This is a genomic window from Novosphingobium jiangmenense (assembly GCF_015694345.1).
GTDB lineage: Bacteria > Pseudomonadota > Alphaproteobacteria > Sphingomonadales > Sphingomonadaceae > Novosphingobium > Novosphingobium jiangmenense.
Map to the genome: position 1 here is coordinate 1 of NZ_JADQDC010000018.1, position 19,347 is coordinate 19,347.

Consider the following 19,347-nt stretch of genomic DNA (forward strand, 5'->3'; position numbering starts at 1 on the left):
ATCGATTGCCCGGCTTCGCGAAGCCGGGCAATCGAGCATCGCTCCTCAAGCGAAAGCTGGGTGTATCTCGACATGGCAACACCTGTCTGAGGTGTTGCACTTCGTTTGTGAACTCAGGGGGGTGACGAAGCAAGGGGAGGGGCGCCTCAGAACATCGTCTTCGAGTTGGCGGCAGTCTCCGGGACCGGGGAGAGCACGTCCCAGTGTTCCATCACGCGGCAGCCTTCGACGCGGAAGATGTCGACCACGGCAAAGCCGCGCTTGGCCGCTGCGTCGCCGTTTTCCATCCAGCCGTGACTGTGGACGGCGACGAGGTTGCCATCGGCGATAATGCGGTGGATCGTCGTGCGCTGGCCGGGGTTCTGCTCGACGAACTTCTCGAGAAAGCCGATTGCCGCTTCGCGACCCGTGGCGGCATAGGGGTTGTGCTGGATGTAGCCGGGATCGACCCAGCGTTCGAACGAGGAGCGGACCTTCTTCTGGATGTAGAACTCGTCCATGAACTGGCTGACGACCTGTTTCGGGGTCAGCTTGCATTCCTCGGCCTGTGCGGCGGTAGCGGTGAGGGCAAGGGCAATTGCTGTGGCAAGAAGGCGCATCGTGTCTCTCCCTTCAAAACATGCTGTTGGGGTTGACCGGCTGGGCCGGCACATCCTGGATCACGTCCCAGTGCTCGACGATCAGGCCGTCCTCCACGCGGAAGATATCGACCACGGCCAAGCCCGGATCGCCCGGCCAGCGCACGACATGGGTGTGGGTGATGACGTGGTCGCCGTCGACGAAGCTGCGGTGGATGGTCTGGGTGGCGTCGGGGGATTCGGTACGTACCCGGTCGAGGAAGCCCTTGAGCGCTTCCACGGTTGGTTCGGCAAGCGAGGAATGCTGCACGTATTCGGCTGCGATGTAGCGATCGACAGCGCTGCTATCCATCGCGATCAGGACCTTGTGGTACATCTCCAGCACGAGGTCGTGGTTGGCCTGTTCGGCCGCTGTCCGCGCCATGCGCCTCTCCCCTTTATTTATAACAATTGGTAGAGTATGCCTTGCTACGAGAAGGCCGTCAAAGCCTCAATTTGCCTTGGGAGAATCGATGACCCGCGCCGAGCTCTATGCCGTCCTTGACCGGTTCCTGGCCGCGCTGAACGCGCGCGATCCCCACGCGCTCGATTGGGCGCCGGGCGCGCATCACAGCGAGAACAACGTCATGCTGGAGATCGGCGATGGCGTGTGGGGCACGATCGACCGGCTGGGCGACTATCAGTTGCGCTTTGCCGACGTGAAGAGCGGGCAAGTGGGCTACTTCGGCACGGTGATCGAGCCCATCGAGGAATCCGCTTTCACCCTCCGCCTCGCCGTCAACGAAGCCGGTCAGATCGCGGAATGCGAGATGCTGATCGTCCGCCAGTCCGACAGCGGCATCAAGTTCGAGAACTGCCGCTATTGGGACAAGCCGATCCTGCACCGCGAACCGGAAGCCCCGGTCTCCCGCGAGGAGATGGTGCGCCTGTCGAACGGCTATTTCGACACGCTCCAGCGCAACGACGGGACGATCCACACCAAGTTCCACCCCGATTGCAACCGCGTGGAAAACGGCGTCCAGACCACGCGCAATCCCGATTTCGCCAAGATCGTCCCGGTCTCGGCGCTCGGCTGCGAAGAGCAGTTCCGCATGGGCAACTACCGCTATGACGACGATCTGCGCGCGCGCCGCTTCCCGTTGGTGGATGAAGAGCGCGGGCTGGTGCTGGCATTCGGCTTCATCGACCATTCCGGCCGCTTGCGCGAGTTCCAGCTGACGGATGGGCGCACCGTGAAGAGCCCGGTGCTGCGGCCGCACAGTTTCTACATCTCGGAACTGTTCAAGATCGACCATGGCATGATCGAGCAGATCGAGGCGAACTTCATTACCGTGCCCTATCGCATGCCTTCGCCGTGGGATGCGCTGTGATGGGCACCGCCGGAACTCCGCTCATGCTGAGCTTGTCGAAGCATGCTGGCGCCGCGCTCAAGTCATACTTCGACAGGCTCAGGATGAGCGGAAGGGGGGCATTGGGATTGGCAGCTCTGGCTGTCGCAGCTTGCACCGTCGCTGCAGTCCCTCCGCAGGTGGGCGCAGGGCCTGACTGGACCAGCCCCGGCGGCGATTCCGGCAAGACGCACCATTCGCGCCTGACGGCAATCAACGCAGAGAACGTCAGCCAGCTGGGTCTCGCCTGGGCGGCGGACCTCGACACTTTCCGCGGGCAGGAAGCGACTCCGGTCGTGGTCGATGGCGTGCTCTACACGTCCGGCACCACGGGCCGTGCCTACGCCTTCGATGCAGCGACCGGAAAAGAACTCTGGCGGTTCGAGCCGGACGTCGACATGCAGGTCAACCGCACGGTCTGTTGCGACATGGTCAATCGCGGCGTCGCCGTGGCGCGGGGCAAGGTCTTCGTCGCCAGCCTCGATGGCTGGATGTATGCGCTCGACGCCCGGACCGGCACGGTCGTGTGGAAGAGCGACTTCATCGAGAACCGCGCCAAGGGCGACAACTCGACCGGTGCTCCGGAAGTGGCTGGCGATGTCGTGGTCATCGGCATGGGCGGCGCCGAGTACGACGTGCGCGGCTATGTCACCGCGCTCGATCTCGATACCGGCAAGCTGCGCTGGCGCTGGCACGTCATCCCGCGCGATCCGAAGCTCGGGCCGCAGGAAACGCCCGAACTCGAAGCCGCGCTCAAGACCTGGGACCCGAACAGCCGCTGGGATATCGGCGGCGGTGGCAGCCCGTGGGACGCGATCAACTACGATCCCGAAACCGGGCTGGTCCTTGTCGGCACCGGAAACGGCGGGCCTTATGCCACATCGAAGCGTTCGCCTTCGGGCGGCGATAATCTCTACCTAGCCAGCCTTGTTGCGCTCGATCCGAAGACGGGCCGCATGAAGTGGCACTATCAGGAAACGCCCGGCGACAACTGGGACTTTACCGCCACCCAGCCGATGATCTTCACCCGCATGGACATCGACGGCGAGAACCGTCCGGTTGTGCTCCATGCGCCCAAGAACGGCTATCTCTATATCCTTGACCGGCGCGACGGAAAGCTGCTGCGCGCCAATCCCATCGTGCGCACCAACTGGGCCAAGGGCATCGATCCGAAGACCGGACGCCCGGTGCTCGACCCGGAAGCGGCAGATTACACCACCGGTCCCAAGATCGTGTTCCCGGCCACCACCGGCGCACGCAACTGGCATCCTGCCAGCTACGATCCGGCGACAGGACTCTACATCGGCGCGGTGCTCGACATGGGCAACCTGATCTTCATGACGCCGGGCGCCAAGCCACTGAAGGCGCGCGGGCTGAACAATGACGCCGCGCTCATCTTCACGCCGGACGTTAAGGAAGCGCTCGGCGCTTTCCCGCCCGAGTTCGGCGATGCGGTGCGCAAGCTGCCCGCCTATCAGGAGGCGCTGAGGCAACCGGCCACTGCGCAGATCCGCGCGATCGATCCGCTTACAGGCAAGACGGTCTGGTCGGCTGATACGGCCGGCTGGCAGGATCGCGGGGGCGTGCTGACCACTGCATCGGGCCTTACCATCTATGGCGGCGTCACCGGCAAGCTGTTCGTGCGCGAAACCAAGACCGGAAAGCTGCTCAAGGAGATCGATACCGGAACCGCGATCATGGCCGCGCCGATGACCTATGAGGTCAAGGGCGTGCAGTACATCGCGGTCATGGCCGGGTGGGGCGGGGGAGGTTATCCCTTCGTGCCGCGCTATTCCGCCGCCTACACGCGCGGCAACATGAACCGGTTGCTGGTGTTCAAGCTGGGGGGCGGCAAGGTGCCGATGCCCGATCTGCTGCCGCCACTGGAGGTTGCGCCGGAAGCTCCGGCTCAGGCTCCTGGCGTGACGGCGGCGATGATCGCCAAGGGGCAGGGGCTGTTCTTCGGCAACTGCGCGATCTGTCATGCCAACCAACCGCGTTCGATCACGCCCGACTTGCGGCGGATGCAACCGGGCACGCACGAGGCGTTTCGCCAGATCGTGCTGGAAGGGCTGCTGACGCCCAACGGGATGCCGCGCTGGGACGACATCCTCTCGCCCGGCGATGCCGATGCGATCCACGCCTATCTGATCGACCTGCAGGGCAAGACCCGCGCCGACGAACTCGCCAAGCAGAAAGCCGGCAAGCCGCTCGACGGGCCGAGCCTGACGATCCTGAGCAATTATTGATGCCGTGTGCTGCTCGACAAACAGAGTACCGTCACCCCGGGCTTGACCCCGGGGTCCCGCTGCCTTTCTCACGCTTCGCAACAAGAAGCGGGATCCCGGGTCAAGCCCGGGATGACGAGGAATGGTGGCGCCCTTGAAAAGGCCCGCAAATGGACTTCTCCACGCTCGACAATCCCCGCCTCGAATTCGCCTTCGCTTGCCGCTTGCGCTTCACCCGCGTGCAAATGGTGCCGGACCTGCCGTCGGGCGGGATGCGCAGCGCCGTCTATGTCGATGACGGCGAGTTTGAAGGGCCGCGCCTGAAGGGCAGGGCTGTGCCCAATTCCGGCGGCGACTATGCCTTCTTCCGGCCCGACGACACCGCCGTGTTCGATGCGCGCTATGTCCTTGAGGTCGATGACGGCACGCTGATCTACATGCAGAACAAGGGTTTCCTGTGGGGACGCGAGCCGGGGACGATGGACCGGCTGCGTGCCTGGGCCTTTGCCGGGGGAGAGCCGGTGCCGCATGCCGAGTATTACCTGCGCGCCCAGCCCACGTTCGAGACCAGCAAGGGCAAGCACGACTGGCTGACGCGCCACGTCTTCATCGGCGTTGGCGAGCGCAAGCCGGACGGCAACTACGTCAAGTACTACGCGCTGACGTGAGGCTTGACGCCTAGGCGACACACGCGCATAACGATAACAATTGTTAGAAAAGAAGTGACGGGAGAGTCCAAGCCTTGAAGCTGCACCTGCCTCCGCGTGTCAGTCCCAAGCAGTTCCAGGCGGCAATGACCGCCTTTGCCGGCGTTGTCGGCAAGGACTGGGTGATGGACTCCGACGCCGACCGCGACGCCTATTCGGATACCTACGCTCCCGGCAGCACGGAGGAGTGGCCCGCCTCGGCCGCCGTCGCCCCGGCCTCGGTCGACGAAGTGCGGGCGATCGTGCGGCTTGCCAACGAGCACAAGACGCCGCTCTGGCCGGTCGCGCGCGGCAAGAACCTGGGGTACGGCACGGCGGCGCCGCGCCTGCCGGGCACGGTCGTGCTTGACCTTGGCCGGATGAACAAGATCCTCGAGCTTGATACCAAGCTGGCCTATTGCGTGGTCGAGCCGGGCGTCGGCTTTTTTGACCTTTACGAACACATCCAGCGCGAGAAGGCGCCGTTGTGGATGTCGGTTCCGGGGAACGCCTGGGGTTCCGTTCTCGGCAATGCGCTCGAACATGGCATCGGCTACACGCCCTATGGCTTGCACGCCCGCAACCTTTGCGGGATCGAGGCGGTGCTTCCTGACGGTGACCTTGTCCGCACGGGCATGGGCGCGATGAGCAACAACCCGGCCTGGCACCTCTTCCCGATGAGCTATGGCCCGACTTTCGACCTCGCGTTCTCGCAGTCGAACCTCGGCGTGGTCACCAAGGCGGGCGTGTGGCTCCAGCCCGCGCCGGAAAGCTCGCTCGAGATCGTGTGGGACATACCCAAGGTCGAGGACATCGGCTGGGTGGTCGACACCATCGCCCCGCTCAAGATTTCCGGGCTGATCGACCAGAACGTGTTCATCCCCTCGTGGCTGGGCAAGATGGTCCTCAAAGGCCAGCGCCGCGACTTCTGGGACAAGCCCTCGGCCATCCCCGAATGGCGCGTCGAGGAGCTGTTGAAAGAGCACAAGCTGGGCTACTGGCAGGTCGCGCTGCGGCTCTATGGTGAGGAGAGCGTGGTCAAGGCCAAGGCCGAAGTGGTCAAGGCCGCGATGAAGCGCAACCTTGCCGCCGGACCGGCCGAGCACTGGTGGCACCCCGGCGACTACATCCACGGCGTCGATACAACAATGGGCATTCCCTCGGCCGTGCCGCTGCAGATGTCCGACTGGATCGGCGGGCGCGGGGCGCACATGGGCTTCTCGCCCGTGGTCCCGGCCACCGGCAAGCACGTTCTCGACCAGATGGCGCGCAGCCGCAAGATCATCGCGGACTTCGATGTCGATTTCTACGCCAGCTTCACCATTGGCGGGCGCTTTGCCAACAACGTCAACATGCTGATGTACGACCGCGACAATGCGGCGGAAGTCGTCAAGATGCGCAAGCTGTTCGATGCGCTGATCACCGAGACGGCCAAGGCCGGTTACGCCGAATACCGCACGCACCTCGGGTGGATGGACCCGGTCATGGAAACCTTCGATTTCAACAACCACGCGCTGCGCCGCTTTGGCGAGAAAGTGAAGAACGCGCTCGATCCCAATGGCATCATCGCGCCGGGCAAGCAGGGCATCTGGCCTGCCGCCTATGCCGATGCGCGCGGAAGGAGCAACAAGGTATGAGCCGTGCATCGCTCGTTCTCGTCGCCGCGCTCGGCCTGGTCGCAACTGCTGTCCTCGCGGCTCCTCCGGGGCCGCCGCCCGGTCCGCCCCCGCCGTATCAGATGCGCCCGGTTGCGCCTGCGGGTGACCGGCTCAAGCCCGGTGGCGATGGCAAGGTGCTGTTCGAGGTCCACTGCGGCTATTGCCACCTGACTGGCGGCATGGGCACCAACCTCCTGACCAAGCAGCAGGTCATGGCGGGCAATACGCCGGACAAGGGCCTGCTCGCCAATCGTACCGACCTGACTGCCGATTACGTCAGGACCGTGGTCCGCATGGGCAAGGGCGCGATGCCGCAGCAGACCAAGGTTGACCTGACCGATGCCGAGCTCGATGCCGTGGCCAAGTATCTCGGGAAGGCGGGCTGATGCGCGTTTCCCGTCGTTCGATGCTCAAGGGTGGCGCGCTGGCCGGAGCGGTCGCCGCAACGCCCGCGGTGGCAGCAATGGTCAAGCCATCGGCGTTGGTGGTGTTCGACAGCCGCATTCCGGAGTCCGCCGCTTTTGCCGCAGCGCACCGGGGGGCCGCAATGATCGATCTTGCCCACGGCACCGCCGAAGGGGTGCGTGCGATCAATTCCCCTCGAGCCGTGACCGGGGTCACACGCTGGAGCGACTGGACCGCGCTAAGAGGCGTTCTCGAGGCGCAAGGCTTGCGCCTTTCGGAAGAGACTCGTGCCGCCGCCCCCCTCTCCGGTCGCACGCATCTTTTCCGCTGGACGATGACGGCGCGCTAAACAGTCCCGGCGCAATGGCATGGTCTCGAAAAGGGGGTGCGTTCGATGGAACGTGCCCCTTTTTCCATGGCGGACGGTTTCATTTGGTGAAACCTTCCGAAACGGCAACTGCTCCCTCGCCGTACACCCGGCTAGCCCATCGCTGCAATTTTGGCAGTCAGCGGGCTTGACCCGCGCTCCCGCGTAATTAGTATGTGTTACTAACAAATTCCGGCACGTATCGGAATCGGGAGAGAGGCGATGCAACCGATGGGCAACGTATGGACGCGGTAACCCTCTATCATTGGGAACCCAATGCCAACTCGGGCAAGCCGATGCTGGCGCTGATGGAGAAGGGCGTGCCCTTTTCCAGCCATTACATCGACATGCTGCAGTTCGACCAGCACAAGCCTGAATACCTCGCGATCAATCCGCAGGGCACGATCCCGGCGATGACGCACACGGCCAATGGTCAACAACGCGTGCTGACCGAAAGCACCGCGATCATGGAATACGTCAACGACCGGTTCGACGGGCCTGACCTCATGCCGTCGGACGCGCAGGACCGCTGGCGGGTGCGCTGGTGGATGAAGTTCATGGACCAGTGGCTTGGCCCGAGCTTCTCGATGATCGGCTGGAGCGTGTTCGTCGGGCCCATGGTCCGCCAGCGCGATCCTGCCGAACTTGACGCCGCGATCGATCGCATCCCGCTGCCCGAACGTCGCGTTGCATGGCGCAAGGCGATCAATGGCGATTTCTCCGAAAGCGAAATGGCCGAAAGCCGCCGCCGCGTCGGGCTCGGCATTGCCAAGCTGGAAGAGGAACTGGGCAAGCGGCCCTATGTCGGCTCGAACCAGTACAGCCTTGCCGACATCAACATCTTCAACAGCACTTATTCGCTGCCGCTGTCGCAGCCCGATCTTGCCGGCAAGGACAAGACGCCGAACATCATGCGCTGGCTCAAGCGGGTCTATACCCGTGAAGCGGTCAGGAAGACCTGGGCCATGGGCAAGACCGACCTCGCCCATCGCTACGGCCTGATCATGGCGGAGATCGAAGGATGAGCGCGATTCTCTACCACGGCGAGCCCAATGGCGCATCGCTGACCGTTCTTGCCGCCCTCGCGCAGTCCGGCCTCGACATCGAATGCCGCCGCATCGACCTGCTGGCGGGCGAACGCCACGCGCTTCCCGACATTGCCGATCCCGTCGCGCTGGACCTGTGCATCGAGGGCGAAGGCCCGGTGCTGGTGATCGATGGCGAGGCAATGACCGAGTCCGTGTTCCTCGCACAGTACTTCGACGAAGCAGCCGGTGGTGCAGGGCTTCAGCCGGCCGACGCCTATGCGCGCTGGGAAATGATGATGTGGTGCCGCCAGATCACCGAGCGGCTGTCGCCCGCTGCTGCCCTGCTCGGCAATCTCGCCACCTCGCAGCATGCAATCGCCGCCACTCCGGCCGATGAGTTCGCGGGCCTCGCGGCGCGCATCGTCTCGGATGACCTGCGCCAGCGCTGGCAGGCCTTGAACGACGATGTCGTCGATGCCGCGCAAGTGGCCGACTGCGAGACCAAGGTCGCCGCCGCGGTCGAGCGCTGCGAGAAGCAGCTTGCCGATGGGCGCGAATGGCTGATGGGCACGTTCTCGATTGCCGATCTCGTCACCTGTTCGTGGCTTGCCGGGATGCAGCTTCTGCGCCCCGGTGCCTTCGCCCATGCGCCGCTGACGACCGCGTGGCTCGCCCACACGCTGGCACAGCCCTGCGTCAAGGCGGCACTTGCCAGATCGACCGTTTCCGAACCGCTCCGCGCCTGGGCGCCGGGGCCTGAAATCAACCGTTGGGGATAACCAATGCGCGCCATCGACTACTTTGACCGCGGCCACGATCGCGATCCGCAGCGTCTCGCCATCGTCGACACCGAGACCGGCCTGAAGCTGACCTTTGCCGAGACCAAGGCCCTGTCCGAACGCATCGCGGCAGCCCTCCAGAAGGGTGGTTTCGAGAACCAGGACTGCCTCGGCCTCTATGGCCCGAACGACGGCATGCTGCTGGTCGTCCTGCTGGCGATGTGGCGCGCCAACGGCAAGTGGATCCCGGTCAACACCCGCAATGCGATCGACGCCAACGCCGCCTACATCAACTACGTCCGCCTCAAGTGGCTGGTCTATCACTCGTCCAAGGCCGACGAAGTCCAGCAGCTCAAGGACCTGTGCCCCACGCTCCAGCACTTCGTCTGCCTCGACAAGCGCATGGGCGACGACCCGAGCCTCGACGAGTTCATGGCGGGCGTGAGCGAAGCCGATTTCGTCGAACCCGAGATCGATGCGTTCGGCAACCTGATGGACATGGTCGGCATTTTCCCGACTGGTGGCACCACTGGCCCATCGAAGGGCGCGAACGTGACCAACCTCGGCTGGGGCACGATGATCGAGACCGCCGCCGACGGCATGGGCGGGCGCACCGATTCCCCGGTGGCGCTGGTTTCTGCGCCGATCACCCACGCCGCTGGCCCGATCGCGCTTTCCACGCTGAGCCTCGGCGCCACGCAGGTGATCCTGCCCGGCTTCGATGCCGAGCGCGTGCTTCGCACCATCGCGGAGTACAAGGTCACCCACATGTACCTGCCGCCGACGGCGCTCTACCAGTTGCTGGCCTCGCCGGAACTTGGCGATCACGACTACTCGTCCTTGCGCATCTTCATCCTCGTCGGCTCGCCGTGCAGCCCGGAAAAGCTGCGTCAGGCGGTCGAAGTGTTCGGCCCGGCGATGTGCCAGTCCTATGGTCAGGTCGAATGCCCGATGATCGTGGCGTGGTTCCCGCCCGAGGACGTGGCGAAGTTCGCTACTTCGGCGCCCGAGAAGTTGGCCGCCTGCGGCAAGCCGACGCGCTCCATCAAGGTCAAGCTGCTCGACGACGATGGCAACGAAGTGCCGCTGGGCGAGGCTGGCGAGATCTGCGTGCGCGGCGCGCTGGTCACCCATTCCTACTTCGAAAAGCCCGAGGAAACCGCCGAAATCCGCAAGTTCGGCTGGCATCACACCGGTGACGTCGGCAAGTTCGACAAGGACGGCTACCTCTACATCGTCGACCGCAAGAAGGACATGGTTGTCTCGGGCGGCTTCAACGTGTTCACCGCCGAGGTCGAGGCTGCAGTGACCGAACTGGCGCAAGTGCGCGAGGCCTGCGTCTTCGGCATCCCGCACGAGAAGTGGGGGGAACAGGTCCACGCGGTGGTCGTTGCAGACGGCATTACCGAGGCCGAAATTATCGCCTATGCCAAGGAGCGACTGGGCGGGGTCAAGGCGCCGAAATCTGTCACGTTTATCGACTCGATTCCGCGCACCGCAGCGGGCAAGATGGACAAGAAGGCGCTGCGGGTTCCCTATTGGGGCAACGCCGATCGTATGGTCAACTGATCCGCAAAACGGACAGTCGGGAGAGAGCTGGATATGCGTTTCAAGGTCCTGGGACTGATGGCCGCACTGCTGCCGCTGGCGGCGTGCAACATCAAGAGCGATGGCGGCGGTGCTGGCGTCGCCACGGCGGGCGTCACCGATGCGATGATCGCACAAGTGCCGGAAGGCGAGTGGCTGAGCTATGGCCGTGATTATGGCGAGCAACGCTTCTCACCCCTGACCCAGGTCAACGACAGCAACGTCGGCCAGCTCGGCCTCGCCTGGTTCCACGACCTTGAGACCGCACGCGGGCAGGAAGCCACCCCGCTTATGCACGATGGCACGCTCTACATCTCGACCGCGTGGTCGATGGTGAAGGCGTTCGATGCCAAGACCGGCGCGCTCAAGTGGTCCTACGATCCGGAAGTGCCGCGCGAGACGCTGGTCCGCGCCTGCTGCGATGCCGTCAACCGCGGTGTCGCGCTCTATGGCGACAAGGTCTTTGTCGGCACGCTCGACGGTCGCCTCGTCGCGCTCGACCAGAAGACCGGCAAGGTTGTGTGGTCGAAGGTCGTCGTTCCCAACCAGCAGGACTATACCATCACCGGCGCGCCGCGCGTGGTGAAGGGCAAGGTCCTGATCGGCAGCGGCGGTTCGGAATACAAGGCGCGCGGCTATATCGCGGCCTATGATGTCAACACCGGCAACGAGGTGTGGAAGTTCCACACCGTTCCGGGCAATCCCGCCGATGGCTTCGAGAACAAGGCCATGGAGAACGCTGCCAAGACCTGGGCGGGCGAATGGTGGAAGCTCGGCGGTGGCGGCACGGTGTGGGATTCGATCACCTACGATCCGACGACCAACCTCGTACTGTTCGGCACCGGCAATGCCGAGCCGTGGAATCCCGCTGCGTCCGGGCGTGAGGGTGACAGCCTCTACACCTCGTCCATCGTCGCGGTGAATGCCGATACCGGCGAATATGCTTGGCACTTTCAGGAAACCCCGGAAGACCGCTGGGACTTCGACAGCGCCCAGCAGATCACGCTGGCGGACCTCAACATCGGCGGCCAGCAGCGCCATGTCGTGCTGCATGCGCCCAAGAACGGTCATGTCTACGTGCTTGACGCCAAGACCGGCCAGTTCATCTCGGCAACGCCGTTCGTGATGGTGAACTGGGCGACTGGCATCGATCCCAACACCGGCAAGGCCACGGTCAACCCCGCAGCCCGCTATGAGAAGGGCGCGCCGTTTGTCAGCCTGCCCGGCGCGGTCGGTGCGCACTCGTGGCAGCCGCAGAGCTTCAGCCCGAAGACCGGCCTGCTCTACCTGCCCGTCAACAATGCAGCATTCCCCTATGCGGCGGCGAAGGACTGGAAGGCCACCGACATCGGTTTCCAGACCGGGCTTGACGGCTACGTTACCGCCATGCCGGCTGACGCCAAGGCCCGCTCCGCCGCGATGAGCGCAACCACCGGTACGCTGCTGGCTTGGGACCCGGTTGCCAGAAAGGCAGCATGGAAGGTCGAACTGCCGAGTCCGTCCAATGGCGGCATCCTTTCGACCGCCGGCAACCTCGTGTTCCAGGGCACTGCGGGCGGTGACTTCGTTGCCTACAGCGCCGACAAGGGCAAGCAGCTCTGGTCGTTCCCGGCGCAGAGCGGCATCATCGCCGCGCCGATGACTTATGCGATCGACGGCGAACAGTACGTCGCGGTCATGGTCGGCTGGGGCGGCGTGTGGGACGTTGCCACCGGCGTCCTCGCGCACAAGGCCAAGAAGCAGCGCAACATCAGCCGCCTCGTCGTGTTCAAGCTTGGCGGCAAGGCGACGCTGCCTGCTGCTCCGCCGATGGCCAAGATGGTGCTCGATCCGCCGCCGTTCACCGGTACGCCGGAACAGGCCAAGGCCGGTGGCGAACTCTACGGCCGCTACTGCAACGTCTGCCATGGCGACGCCGCAGTGGCCGGTGGCGTGAACCCCGACCTGCGCCACTCGGCCGCGCTCAATGCGCCCGAAGCGATCCGTTCGGTGGTGATCGACGGCGCGCTTCAGCACAACGGCATGGTCTCGTTCAAGTCGGCGCTGAAGCCCGAGGACGCAGACAACATCCGCCACTACCTGATCAAGCGGGCGAACGAGGACAAGGCTCTGGAAGCCCGCTGACAAGAATGCTATGAGTCATAGCAACTATAATCGAGTGGAGAGATTCATGACGCATCTTTATCCCAACCTGATCAATGGCGAGCTGGTCACGACCGCAGATTCGCTCGAAGTCGTGAACCCCGCGAACGAGCAGGTCATCGGCCGCGTGCCCGCCTGCGGAGCCGAAGAACTTGACCGCGCCGTCGCTGCCGCGCGCGCTGCCTTCAAGACCTGGTCGAAGACCCCGGTCGATGATCGCCGCGCCGTCATCCGCAACATGGCGGCAGCGATCGAAGCCAACTTCGACGAGCTCTACCGCCTGCTCACCAGCGAGCAGGGCAAGCCGCATCATCAGGCGCAGCACGAGATCGGCGCCTGCGCCGGCATCATGAACGCCCAGTCCACGCTGACGCTTGAAGAGACGGTCAACGAGGACAGCGATACCCGCTTCAGCCGCACCCGCCGCGTGCCGGTCGGCGTGGTTGCGGGCATCGTGCCGTGGAACTTCCCGCTGCTGATGGCCGTGCAGAAGATCGCGCCCGCGATCCTCACCGGCTGCACCATCGTGCTCAAGCCTTCGCCGTTCACGCCGCTGACCACGCTCAAGTTTGCCGAGCTGATCAAGGACATCGTGCCCGCTGGCGTCGTCAACATCATCACCGGCGAAGATGCGCTCGGCCCGATGATGACCTCGCACCCCGACATCGACAAGATCACGTTCACCGGTTCGACCGCGACCGGCAAGCGCATCATGGAAGGCGCCTCGAAGGACCTCAAGCGCATCACGCTGGAACTGGGCGGCAACGATGCCTCGATCGTCCTGCCCGATGCCGACGTCGAGAAGGTGGCCGAGCAGCTGTTCTGGTCGAGCTTCACCAACGCCGGCCAGATCTGCGTCGCCGCCAAGCGCGTCTACATCCACGAAGACATCTACGACGACCTGTCGAAGGCCATTGCCGAATACGCCAAGACGGTGAAGGTCGGTGACGGGTCCGAGCAGGGCACCGGCGTCGGTCCGATCCAGAACAAGAAGCAGTTCGAGCGCGTCTGCGAGCTGATCCAGGATGCCAAGGACAACGGCTACAAGTTCCTCGTCGGCGGCGACGTCGATCCTTCGGGCTCTGGCTACTATGTGCCGATCACCATCCTCGACAATCCGCCCGAAGATGCGCGCATCGTGGCGGAAGAGCAGTTCGGCCCGGTCATGCCGCTGATGAAGTTCTCGAGCGACGATGAAGTGATCGCTCGTGCCAACAACTCGGAATACGGCCTGGCTGGTGCGGTCTGGACCAAGGACACCGAGCGCGGCGTGAAGATCGCCGAGCAGCTCGAAACCGGCACTGTCTGGATCAACGAGTTCCTCCACCTCTCGCCCTTCGCACCCTTCGGCGGCCACAAGCAGTCGGGCTTCGGTGCGGAATACGGCATCGAGGGGCTGAAGGAGTTCACCTACAGCCAGGTGATCACGGTCAAGAAGGACGCGCTGGTCTGATCCGCGCCTGAATGTCGAAGTCGGCCCTGTCGTATCGCGGCAGGGTCGCCTCGACCTTGCACAAATGAAGGAATAGCGCAGTGCCCATCGACCTTTCGAAGATCAAGGCGATCGACGTCCACGTCCACGCCGAGGTCTCGTGCCACGATCCGGAAGATCCGGTCATGGGCCAGTTCTTCGATGCGGCCTCGGCCTACTTCAAGGCTCCGCGCGAACGCCCGAAGATGCCGGAGATCGTCGAGATCTACCGCGAACAGCAGATCGCGTTCTGCATGTTCACGGTCGATGCCGAATGCGGCATGGGCGCGAAGCGGGTTTCCAACTACGAAGTCGCCGAAATGGCGCTCAAGAATGATGACATCTGCATCGCCTTCGCCTCGATCGACCCGCACAAGGGCAAGTTCGGCGCGCGCGAGGCGCGGGACCTGATCGAGAACTATGGGGTCAAGGGCTTCAAGTTCCATGGCATCGTCCAGAACTGCCACCCCGCCGATCGCGTCGGCTATCCGATCTACGAAGTGATCGCCGAATATGGCCTGCCCGCGATCTTCCACACCGGCCACTCCGGCATGGGCACCGGCATGCGCGGCGGCGGCGGCATGCGCCTCAAGTATGGCCAGCCGATGCTGGTCGACGATGTCGCGGTCGATTTCCCCGACATGAAGATCATCCTCGCCCATCCGTCGTGGCCGTGGGTCGATGAAAGCCTGTCGATGGCGCTGCACAAGGACAACGTGTTCATCGACCTGTCCGGCTGGAGCCCGAAGTACTTCCAGCCGCAGATCATCCAGTATGCCAACACGCAGCTGCGCAAGAAGATGCTGTTCGGTTCGGATTTCCCGCTGATCCACCCGCAGAAGTGGATCGATGCCGCGCTGCAGGTCGGCTTCAAGGAAGAGGTCATGCCCGGCATCATGAAGGACAACGCCGCGCGCCTGCTCGGGCTGGCCTGAGAAGAAGACCTGAGCCACGCCCATGGCCGACCCTGACGACATCCGCGCCTGGCAGAGGCTCGATGCGGAAGTGACCACGTCGGGCCGGATCGAGGACAAGGACGTCATGCGCCTCGCCGATCTCGGCGTGGCGCACGTCATCAATCTCGCGCTTGAAACCCATCCCGAGGCGCTGGCCGGGGAAGGGGGGAAGCTGGCCGCGCAGGGCATCGCCTATACCCACATCCCCGTGCCGTTTGACGCGCCCGGCGAGGACCACTTCGCCGCCTTCGTGAAGGCAGTGGAGGAGGGACCGAAGCCGGTCCACGTCCACTGCATCATGAACTGGCGCGTCTCGGCTTTCTTCTACCGCTATAACCGCGACGTTTGCGGCATGCCTGAAGCTGAAGCCCGCGCCATGATGGCACGGCAATGGTCGCCCGAAGGCCACGACAGCAAGGAAGCCCGCGTGTGGGCCCAATTCATCGCAAGGACCCTCAAGTGACCGACCTTTCGGGCAAGCACATCGTCATAACCGGCGCCTCCACCGGCATCGGCCGTGCCACGGCGACGGTCTGCGCCGCTGCGGGCGCGCGCCTCACCCTGATCGCCCGCCGCGCCGATCTGCTCGAGCAGGCAGCGCGTGACCTTGGCGGCAGCACCGCCTTCGCCACCGCCGACGTTGCGGACAAGGCCGCGCTTCAGGCGGCGCTCGACCATGCCGTCACCGCCAATGGCCCGATCGACGGCCTGTTCCTCAACGCGGGCATTGGCGGCATGTTCGCACCGGTCGAGCACTACACCGACGAGGCGTTCGATGCCGTGATGGCGGTGAACCTCAAGGGCGTGCTTTGGGCGATCCAGCACGTCCTGCCTGCCATGAAGGAGCGCGGCACCGGCGCGATCCTCGTCACCGGCAGCCTTGCCAGCGAGCGGGGATTGCCGATGAACGCGGGCTATGTCGCCAGCAAACACGCCGTCCTCGGCCTGTCGCGCGCCGTCGCCAACGAAGCGGCCGAATTCGGCGTGCGCTGCAATTGCATCGTCCCCGGGCTGATCGAGACGCCGATGCTTGACGGCCTGCCGCCCGAGGCTGCTTCCCAGATGGCCAGGGCCGTGCCGCAGGGCCGCACCGGTCAGCCCGAAGAGCTGGCCAAGGTTGCCGCGTTCCTCCTTTCCGACGCCGCGAGCCACGTTACCGCCCAGAGCTGGGCGGTGGACGGCGGCATGCTCGGCACAATGCGAGTCTGAAACGATGGCCCTGAAGTACTACCACGCCGAACCGCTGGCGAATTCGCTTAAGTCGATGGTCCCGCTCAAGGAGAAGGACCTCGCCTACGAGAGCATCTACGTCGATCTGCACAAGTTCGAACAGCACCAGCCGTGGTTCACCGCGATCAATCCCGAAGGCCAGGTGCCCGTGCTCGACCATGATGGCACGATCATCACCCACACCACGGTGATCAACGAATACCTCGAGGACGTCTTCCCCGATGCCCAACCCGCCGATGCGCCCTTGCGTCCGCGCGATGCGGTGGGCGCGGCGCGGATGCGTTACTGGAACAAGTTCATCGACGAGCACGTGATGAACTTCGTCTCGATGCACGGCTGGCATCGCATGGTCGGCGTTATCGCGCGCAACATCGAAAGCGGCGATTTCGAGAAGCTGCTCGAGAGCATCCCGCTGCCCGACCAGCGCAAGAAATGGGCAACGGCACGCTCCGGCTTCTCCGAGGCGGACCTCGCCAACGCTATTGCCAAGATCGAATACGCGCTGGCCAAGGTAGAGGCGCAGTTGGGTGAGACCAGTTGGCTGGCAGGCGAGACCTACACCCTTGCCGACATCAACTTTTATTCGCACTGCGGCATGATGGTCGAACGCATGTTCCCCGAAATGGAAGTGGCAACCCGCTTCCCCCGCTTGTGCGAATGGCGCGATCGCGTCACCGCCCGCCCTGCTGTTGCCGAAGCTCTGAAGAGCGAGGATCGCACCGCGCCGGGCCTGCGCACCTGGTCGGGGCATGTGCGCTGATGGCCGGTTTCGTTCTGATCCATGGGTCCTGGCATGGTGGCTGGTGCTTCGATCCTGTCGTGGAAATCCTGCGCGCGCGCGGGCACACCGTTGTCGCGCCGACATTGCCCGGCATGGGCGGCACCGCGGAGGAAATGGCCGCAGTCACGCTTGATGACTGGGGCGAATTTGCTGCGCAGCATTGCCGTGATCTGAAGGCGCTGGGCGTCGGCCCGGTCGTGCTTGCTGGACACTCGCGCGGAGGGCTTGTCGTGTCCACGGCAGCGGAACGTGATCCGTCGGCGATGGACGCCATCGTCTACATCTGCGCGATGATGCTGCCCGCCGGCATGAGCCGCGCCGAGTTCAAGGAACTCGAAGGCCCGAACCCGGCATTCGATGCCATCATTTCGAAGGTCCACGGCGGCGTGGCGACGGTGATCGACACGGCCAATGCTGCACCGGTGTTCGCACAAGTCTCGCCGCCCGATCTGGTCACAGCGGCAATGGCGCGCCTCATGGCCGAACCGCACGCGCCGCGTTCGGAGAAGATCGTGGTGACCCCCGACCGCTGGGGCAGCCTGCCGCGCACTTACGTCGAATGCACGCTCGACCGGACGATCCCGATCGAAAGCCAGCGCCGCATGATCGCGATGTCCCCCGGCGCGAACGTGGTCACGCTGGAGGCGGATCACAGCCCCTACTTGTCGAAGCCCGAGGAACTGGCCGACGCGCTGGAAGCGGCAATCCCGGCCTAATCGCCGAAGAAGTTCAGTTCCAGCAGCACGTTGTTCGGGTCTGCGGTGAAGATCTGCCGCAGCCCGATGGCTTCGACGAGGTTGGTCTGGGAATCCAGCCCCATCGCGCCGATCCGTCGCATGGTTTCGTCGTAGCCCGAACAGTTGAGCGCGACGTGATGGATCGCTCCGGTCAGCGATCCCGGTTGCACCTCGCGGTCATAGGCGCGTGGGCAGTCCACGGCGTTGATGTGCACGATCGCCTTGCCGCCCGCATCGTACATCCACTGCGCATTCTGCGGGGTAAGGGGTGGAGGACCATCCCGCCGTTCCAGCCCGAGCAGCGCCTTGTAGAATTCCGCCGTCTCGTCGAGCCGGTCGGTGATGATGTTGACGTGATCGAGCGCGTTGACCTGCATTTTTTCTCTCCCGCAGCAAAACGGCGGCGCAGGCATCGTGCCCCCGCCGCCGCCTGAACTCAATGGACCAAAGCGTCAGCTCTTGAACACGACGGTCTTGTTGCCGTTGACCAGTGCGCGGTCTTCGAGGTGCAGGCGCACCGCTTCGGCGAGCACCCGGCGCTCCACGTCGCGGCCCTTGCGGACGAGGTCCTCGGGGCTGTCGGCATGGGTCACGGTCTCCACGTCCTGATGGATGATCGGACCTTCGTCGAGGTCCGCCGTCACGTAGTGGCCGGTTGCGCCGATCATCTTCACGCCGCGCGCATGCGCCTGGTGATAGGGCTTGGCGCCCTTGAAGCTCGGCAGGAACGAGTGGTGGATGTTGATGCAACGGCCCGCAAGGAACGCGGTAAGATCGTCCGAGAGGATCTGCATGTAGCGCGCCAGCACCACCAGCTCGGCGCCCGTCTCGGTAACGATGCGCTTCACTTCGGCTTCCTGTTGCGGCTTGGTCTCCTTGGTGATCGGCAGGTGGTAGTAGGGCACGTCGCCGATCAGCGAAATCGACAGCGCTTCCTTGGGGTGATTGCCGAGGATCGCCACGACTTCCATCGGCAGCTCGCCGATTCGCGTGCGGTAGAGCAGGTCGCCCAGACAGTGGTCGAACTTGCTGACCATCAGCACGACCTTCCGCTTCACCGCGGTGTCGCGCATGTTCCATTCCATGCCGTAGTCGTCGGCCACTGGCGCGAATGCTGCGCGGAATGCGTCGATCCCGGTCTCGCCCGGATCGAACACCACGCGCATGAAGAACTTGCCACTCAGCGCGTCATCGAATTGCTGCGCCTCGCGGATATTGCCGCCCGCTTCATAGAGGTTGCCCGTCACCCGGGCCACGATCCCCGGCTTGTCCTGGCATGACAGCGTCAAAATCAGCGATGCGCTCATCAAAATCTCTCCCGTCTCA

Annotated in this window: 20 protein-coding genes; 16 read left to right on the plus strand and 4 right to left on the minus strand. The window is 64.2% G+C overall.

What is annotated here, in order from left to right; genetic code table 11:
- Positions 1-146 precede the first annotated feature (146 nt).
- Both I2488_RS18185 and I2488_RS18190 read right to left on the minus strand, forming a co-directional pair.
- Complete coding sequence (locus tag I2488_RS18185) at positions 147-599, minus strand: nuclear transport factor 2 family protein (protein ID WP_196277208.1); 453 nt, start codon at positions 597-599, stop codon at positions 147-149.
- A gap of 13 nt (positions 600-612) precedes the next feature.
- Positions 613-1,002 (minus strand): nuclear transport factor 2 family protein, encoded by a 390-nt coding sequence (locus I2488_RS18190; protein ID WP_196277209.1) that lies wholly within the window; start codon positions 1,000-1,002, stop codon positions 613-615.
- An 88-nt stretch (positions 1,003-1,090) separates the two neighbouring features.
- Here I2488_RS18190 and I2488_RS18195 point away from each other — a divergent pair, with 88 nt between their 5' ends.
- The 16 genes from I2488_RS18195 to I2488_RS18270 all read left to right on the plus strand — a co-directional run bounded on the left by I2488_RS18195 (position 1,091) and on the right by I2488_RS18270 (position 18,000).
- Positions 1,091-1,948 carry a DUF8021 domain-containing protein gene (locus tag I2488_RS18195; protein WP_196277210.1) on the plus strand — a complete coding sequence of 286 codons (858 nt, stop codon included), beginning with the start codon at positions 1,091-1,093 and terminating at the stop codon, positions 1,946-1,948.
- 83 nt (positions 1,949-2,031) lie between these two features.
- Positions 2,032-4,215 carry a PQQ-dependent dehydrogenase, methanol/ethanol family gene (locus I2488_RS18200; RefSeq protein ID WP_196277211.1) on the plus strand — a complete coding sequence of 728 codons (2,184 nt, stop codon included), beginning with the start codon at positions 2,032-2,034 and terminating at the stop codon, positions 4,213-4,215.
- A gap of 149 nt (positions 4,216-4,364) precedes the next feature.
- Positions 4,365-4,862 (plus strand): DUF3237 domain-containing protein, encoded by a 498-nt coding sequence (locus tag I2488_RS18205; protein WP_196277212.1) that lies wholly within the window; start codon positions 4,365-4,367, stop codon positions 4,860-4,862.
- A 74-nt stretch (positions 4,863-4,936) separates the two neighbouring features.
- A complete protein-coding gene (locus I2488_RS18210) occupies positions 4,937-6,517 on the plus strand; it encodes an FAD-binding oxidoreductase (protein WP_196277213.1) in 1,581 nt (526 codons plus the stop codon).
- Positions 6,514-6,924, plus strand: coding sequence for a c-type cytochrome (locus I2488_RS18215; RefSeq protein WP_196277214.1), 411 nt, complete (start codon positions 6,514-6,516; stop codon positions 6,922-6,924). The genes I2488_RS18210 and I2488_RS18215 overlap by 4 nt, the downstream gene beginning before the upstream one ends.
- Positions 6,924-7,292 (plus strand): twin-arginine translocation signal domain-containing protein, encoded by a 369-nt coding sequence (locus tag I2488_RS18220; RefSeq protein ID WP_196277215.1) that lies wholly within the window; start codon positions 6,924-6,926, stop codon positions 7,290-7,292. The genes I2488_RS18215 and I2488_RS18220 overlap by 1 nt, the downstream gene beginning before the upstream one ends.
- A 260-nt stretch (positions 7,293-7,552) precedes the next feature.
- The gene (locus tag I2488_RS18225; RefSeq protein WP_196277216.1) at positions 7,553-8,335 is read left to right on the plus strand and encodes a glutathione S-transferase family protein; all 783 of its coding nucleotides are present in this window, start codon (positions 7,553-7,555) and stop codon (positions 8,333-8,335) included.
- On the plus strand, positions 8,332-9,117 hold the full coding sequence (locus I2488_RS18230; RefSeq protein WP_196277217.1) for a glutathione S-transferase family protein: 786 nt from the start codon (positions 8,332-8,334) through the stop codon (positions 9,115-9,117). The genes I2488_RS18225 and I2488_RS18230 overlap by 4 nt, the downstream gene beginning before the upstream one ends.
- Positions 9,118-9,120: 3 nt before the next feature.
- Positions 9,121-10,686, plus strand: coding sequence for an AMP-binding protein (locus I2488_RS18235; RefSeq protein ID WP_196277218.1), 1,566 nt, complete (start codon positions 9,121-9,123; stop codon positions 10,684-10,686).
- Positions 10,687-10,719: 33 nt separating this feature from the next.
- The gene (locus tag I2488_RS18240; RefSeq protein WP_196277219.1) at positions 10,720-12,828 is read left to right on the plus strand and encodes a PQQ-dependent dehydrogenase, methanol/ethanol family; all 2,109 of its coding nucleotides are present in this window, start codon (positions 10,720-10,722) and stop codon (positions 12,826-12,828) included.
- 46 nt (positions 12,829-12,874) lie between these two features.
- Positions 12,875-14,299: an aldehyde dehydrogenase family protein gene (locus I2488_RS18245; protein ID WP_196277220.1), complete on the plus strand. Its 1,425-nt coding sequence runs from the start codon at positions 12,875-12,877 to the stop codon at positions 14,297-14,299.
- A gap of 80 nt (positions 14,300-14,379) precedes the next feature.
- On the plus strand, positions 14,380-15,252 hold the full coding sequence (locus I2488_RS18250) for an amidohydrolase family protein (RefSeq protein ID WP_343071116.1): 873 nt from the start codon (positions 14,380-14,382) through the stop codon (positions 15,250-15,252).
- Between the two features lie 22 nt (positions 15,253-15,274).
- Positions 15,275-15,736, plus strand: a complete 462-nt coding sequence (locus tag I2488_RS18255) for a protein tyrosine phosphatase family protein (RefSeq protein WP_196277221.1) — start codon at positions 15,275-15,277, stop codon at positions 15,734-15,736.
- Positions 15,733-16,482 (plus strand): SDR family oxidoreductase, encoded by a 750-nt coding sequence (locus I2488_RS18260; protein WP_196277222.1) that lies wholly within the window; start codon positions 15,733-15,735, stop codon positions 16,480-16,482. The genes I2488_RS18255 and I2488_RS18260 overlap by 4 nt, the downstream gene beginning before the upstream one ends.
- A 4-nt stretch (positions 16,483-16,486) precedes the next feature.
- Entirely contained in the window at positions 16,487-17,263 is a 777-nt protein-coding gene (locus tag I2488_RS18265) for a glutathione S-transferase family protein (RefSeq protein ID WP_196277223.1), read from the plus strand.
- Positions 17,263-18,000, plus strand: a complete 738-nt coding sequence (locus tag I2488_RS18270; protein WP_196277224.1) for an alpha/beta fold hydrolase — start codon at positions 17,263-17,265, stop codon at positions 17,998-18,000. Before I2488_RS18265 ends, I2488_RS18270 begins: the two co-directional genes overlap by 1 nt.
- Here I2488_RS18270 and I2488_RS18275 read toward each other — a convergent pair.
- Positions 17,997-18,398, minus strand: coding sequence for a VOC family protein (locus I2488_RS18275; protein WP_196277225.1), 402 nt, complete (start codon positions 18,396-18,398; stop codon positions 17,997-17,999). The genes I2488_RS18270 and I2488_RS18275 overlap by 4 nt on opposite strands.
- Before the next feature lie 75 nt (positions 18,399-18,473).
- Positions 18,474-19,328 (minus strand): formyltetrahydrofolate deformylase, encoded by an 855-nt coding sequence (gene purU / locus I2488_RS18280; RefSeq protein WP_196277226.1) that lies wholly within the window; start codon positions 19,326-19,328, stop codon positions 18,474-18,476.
- Positions 19,329-19,347 lie beyond the last annotated feature (19 nt).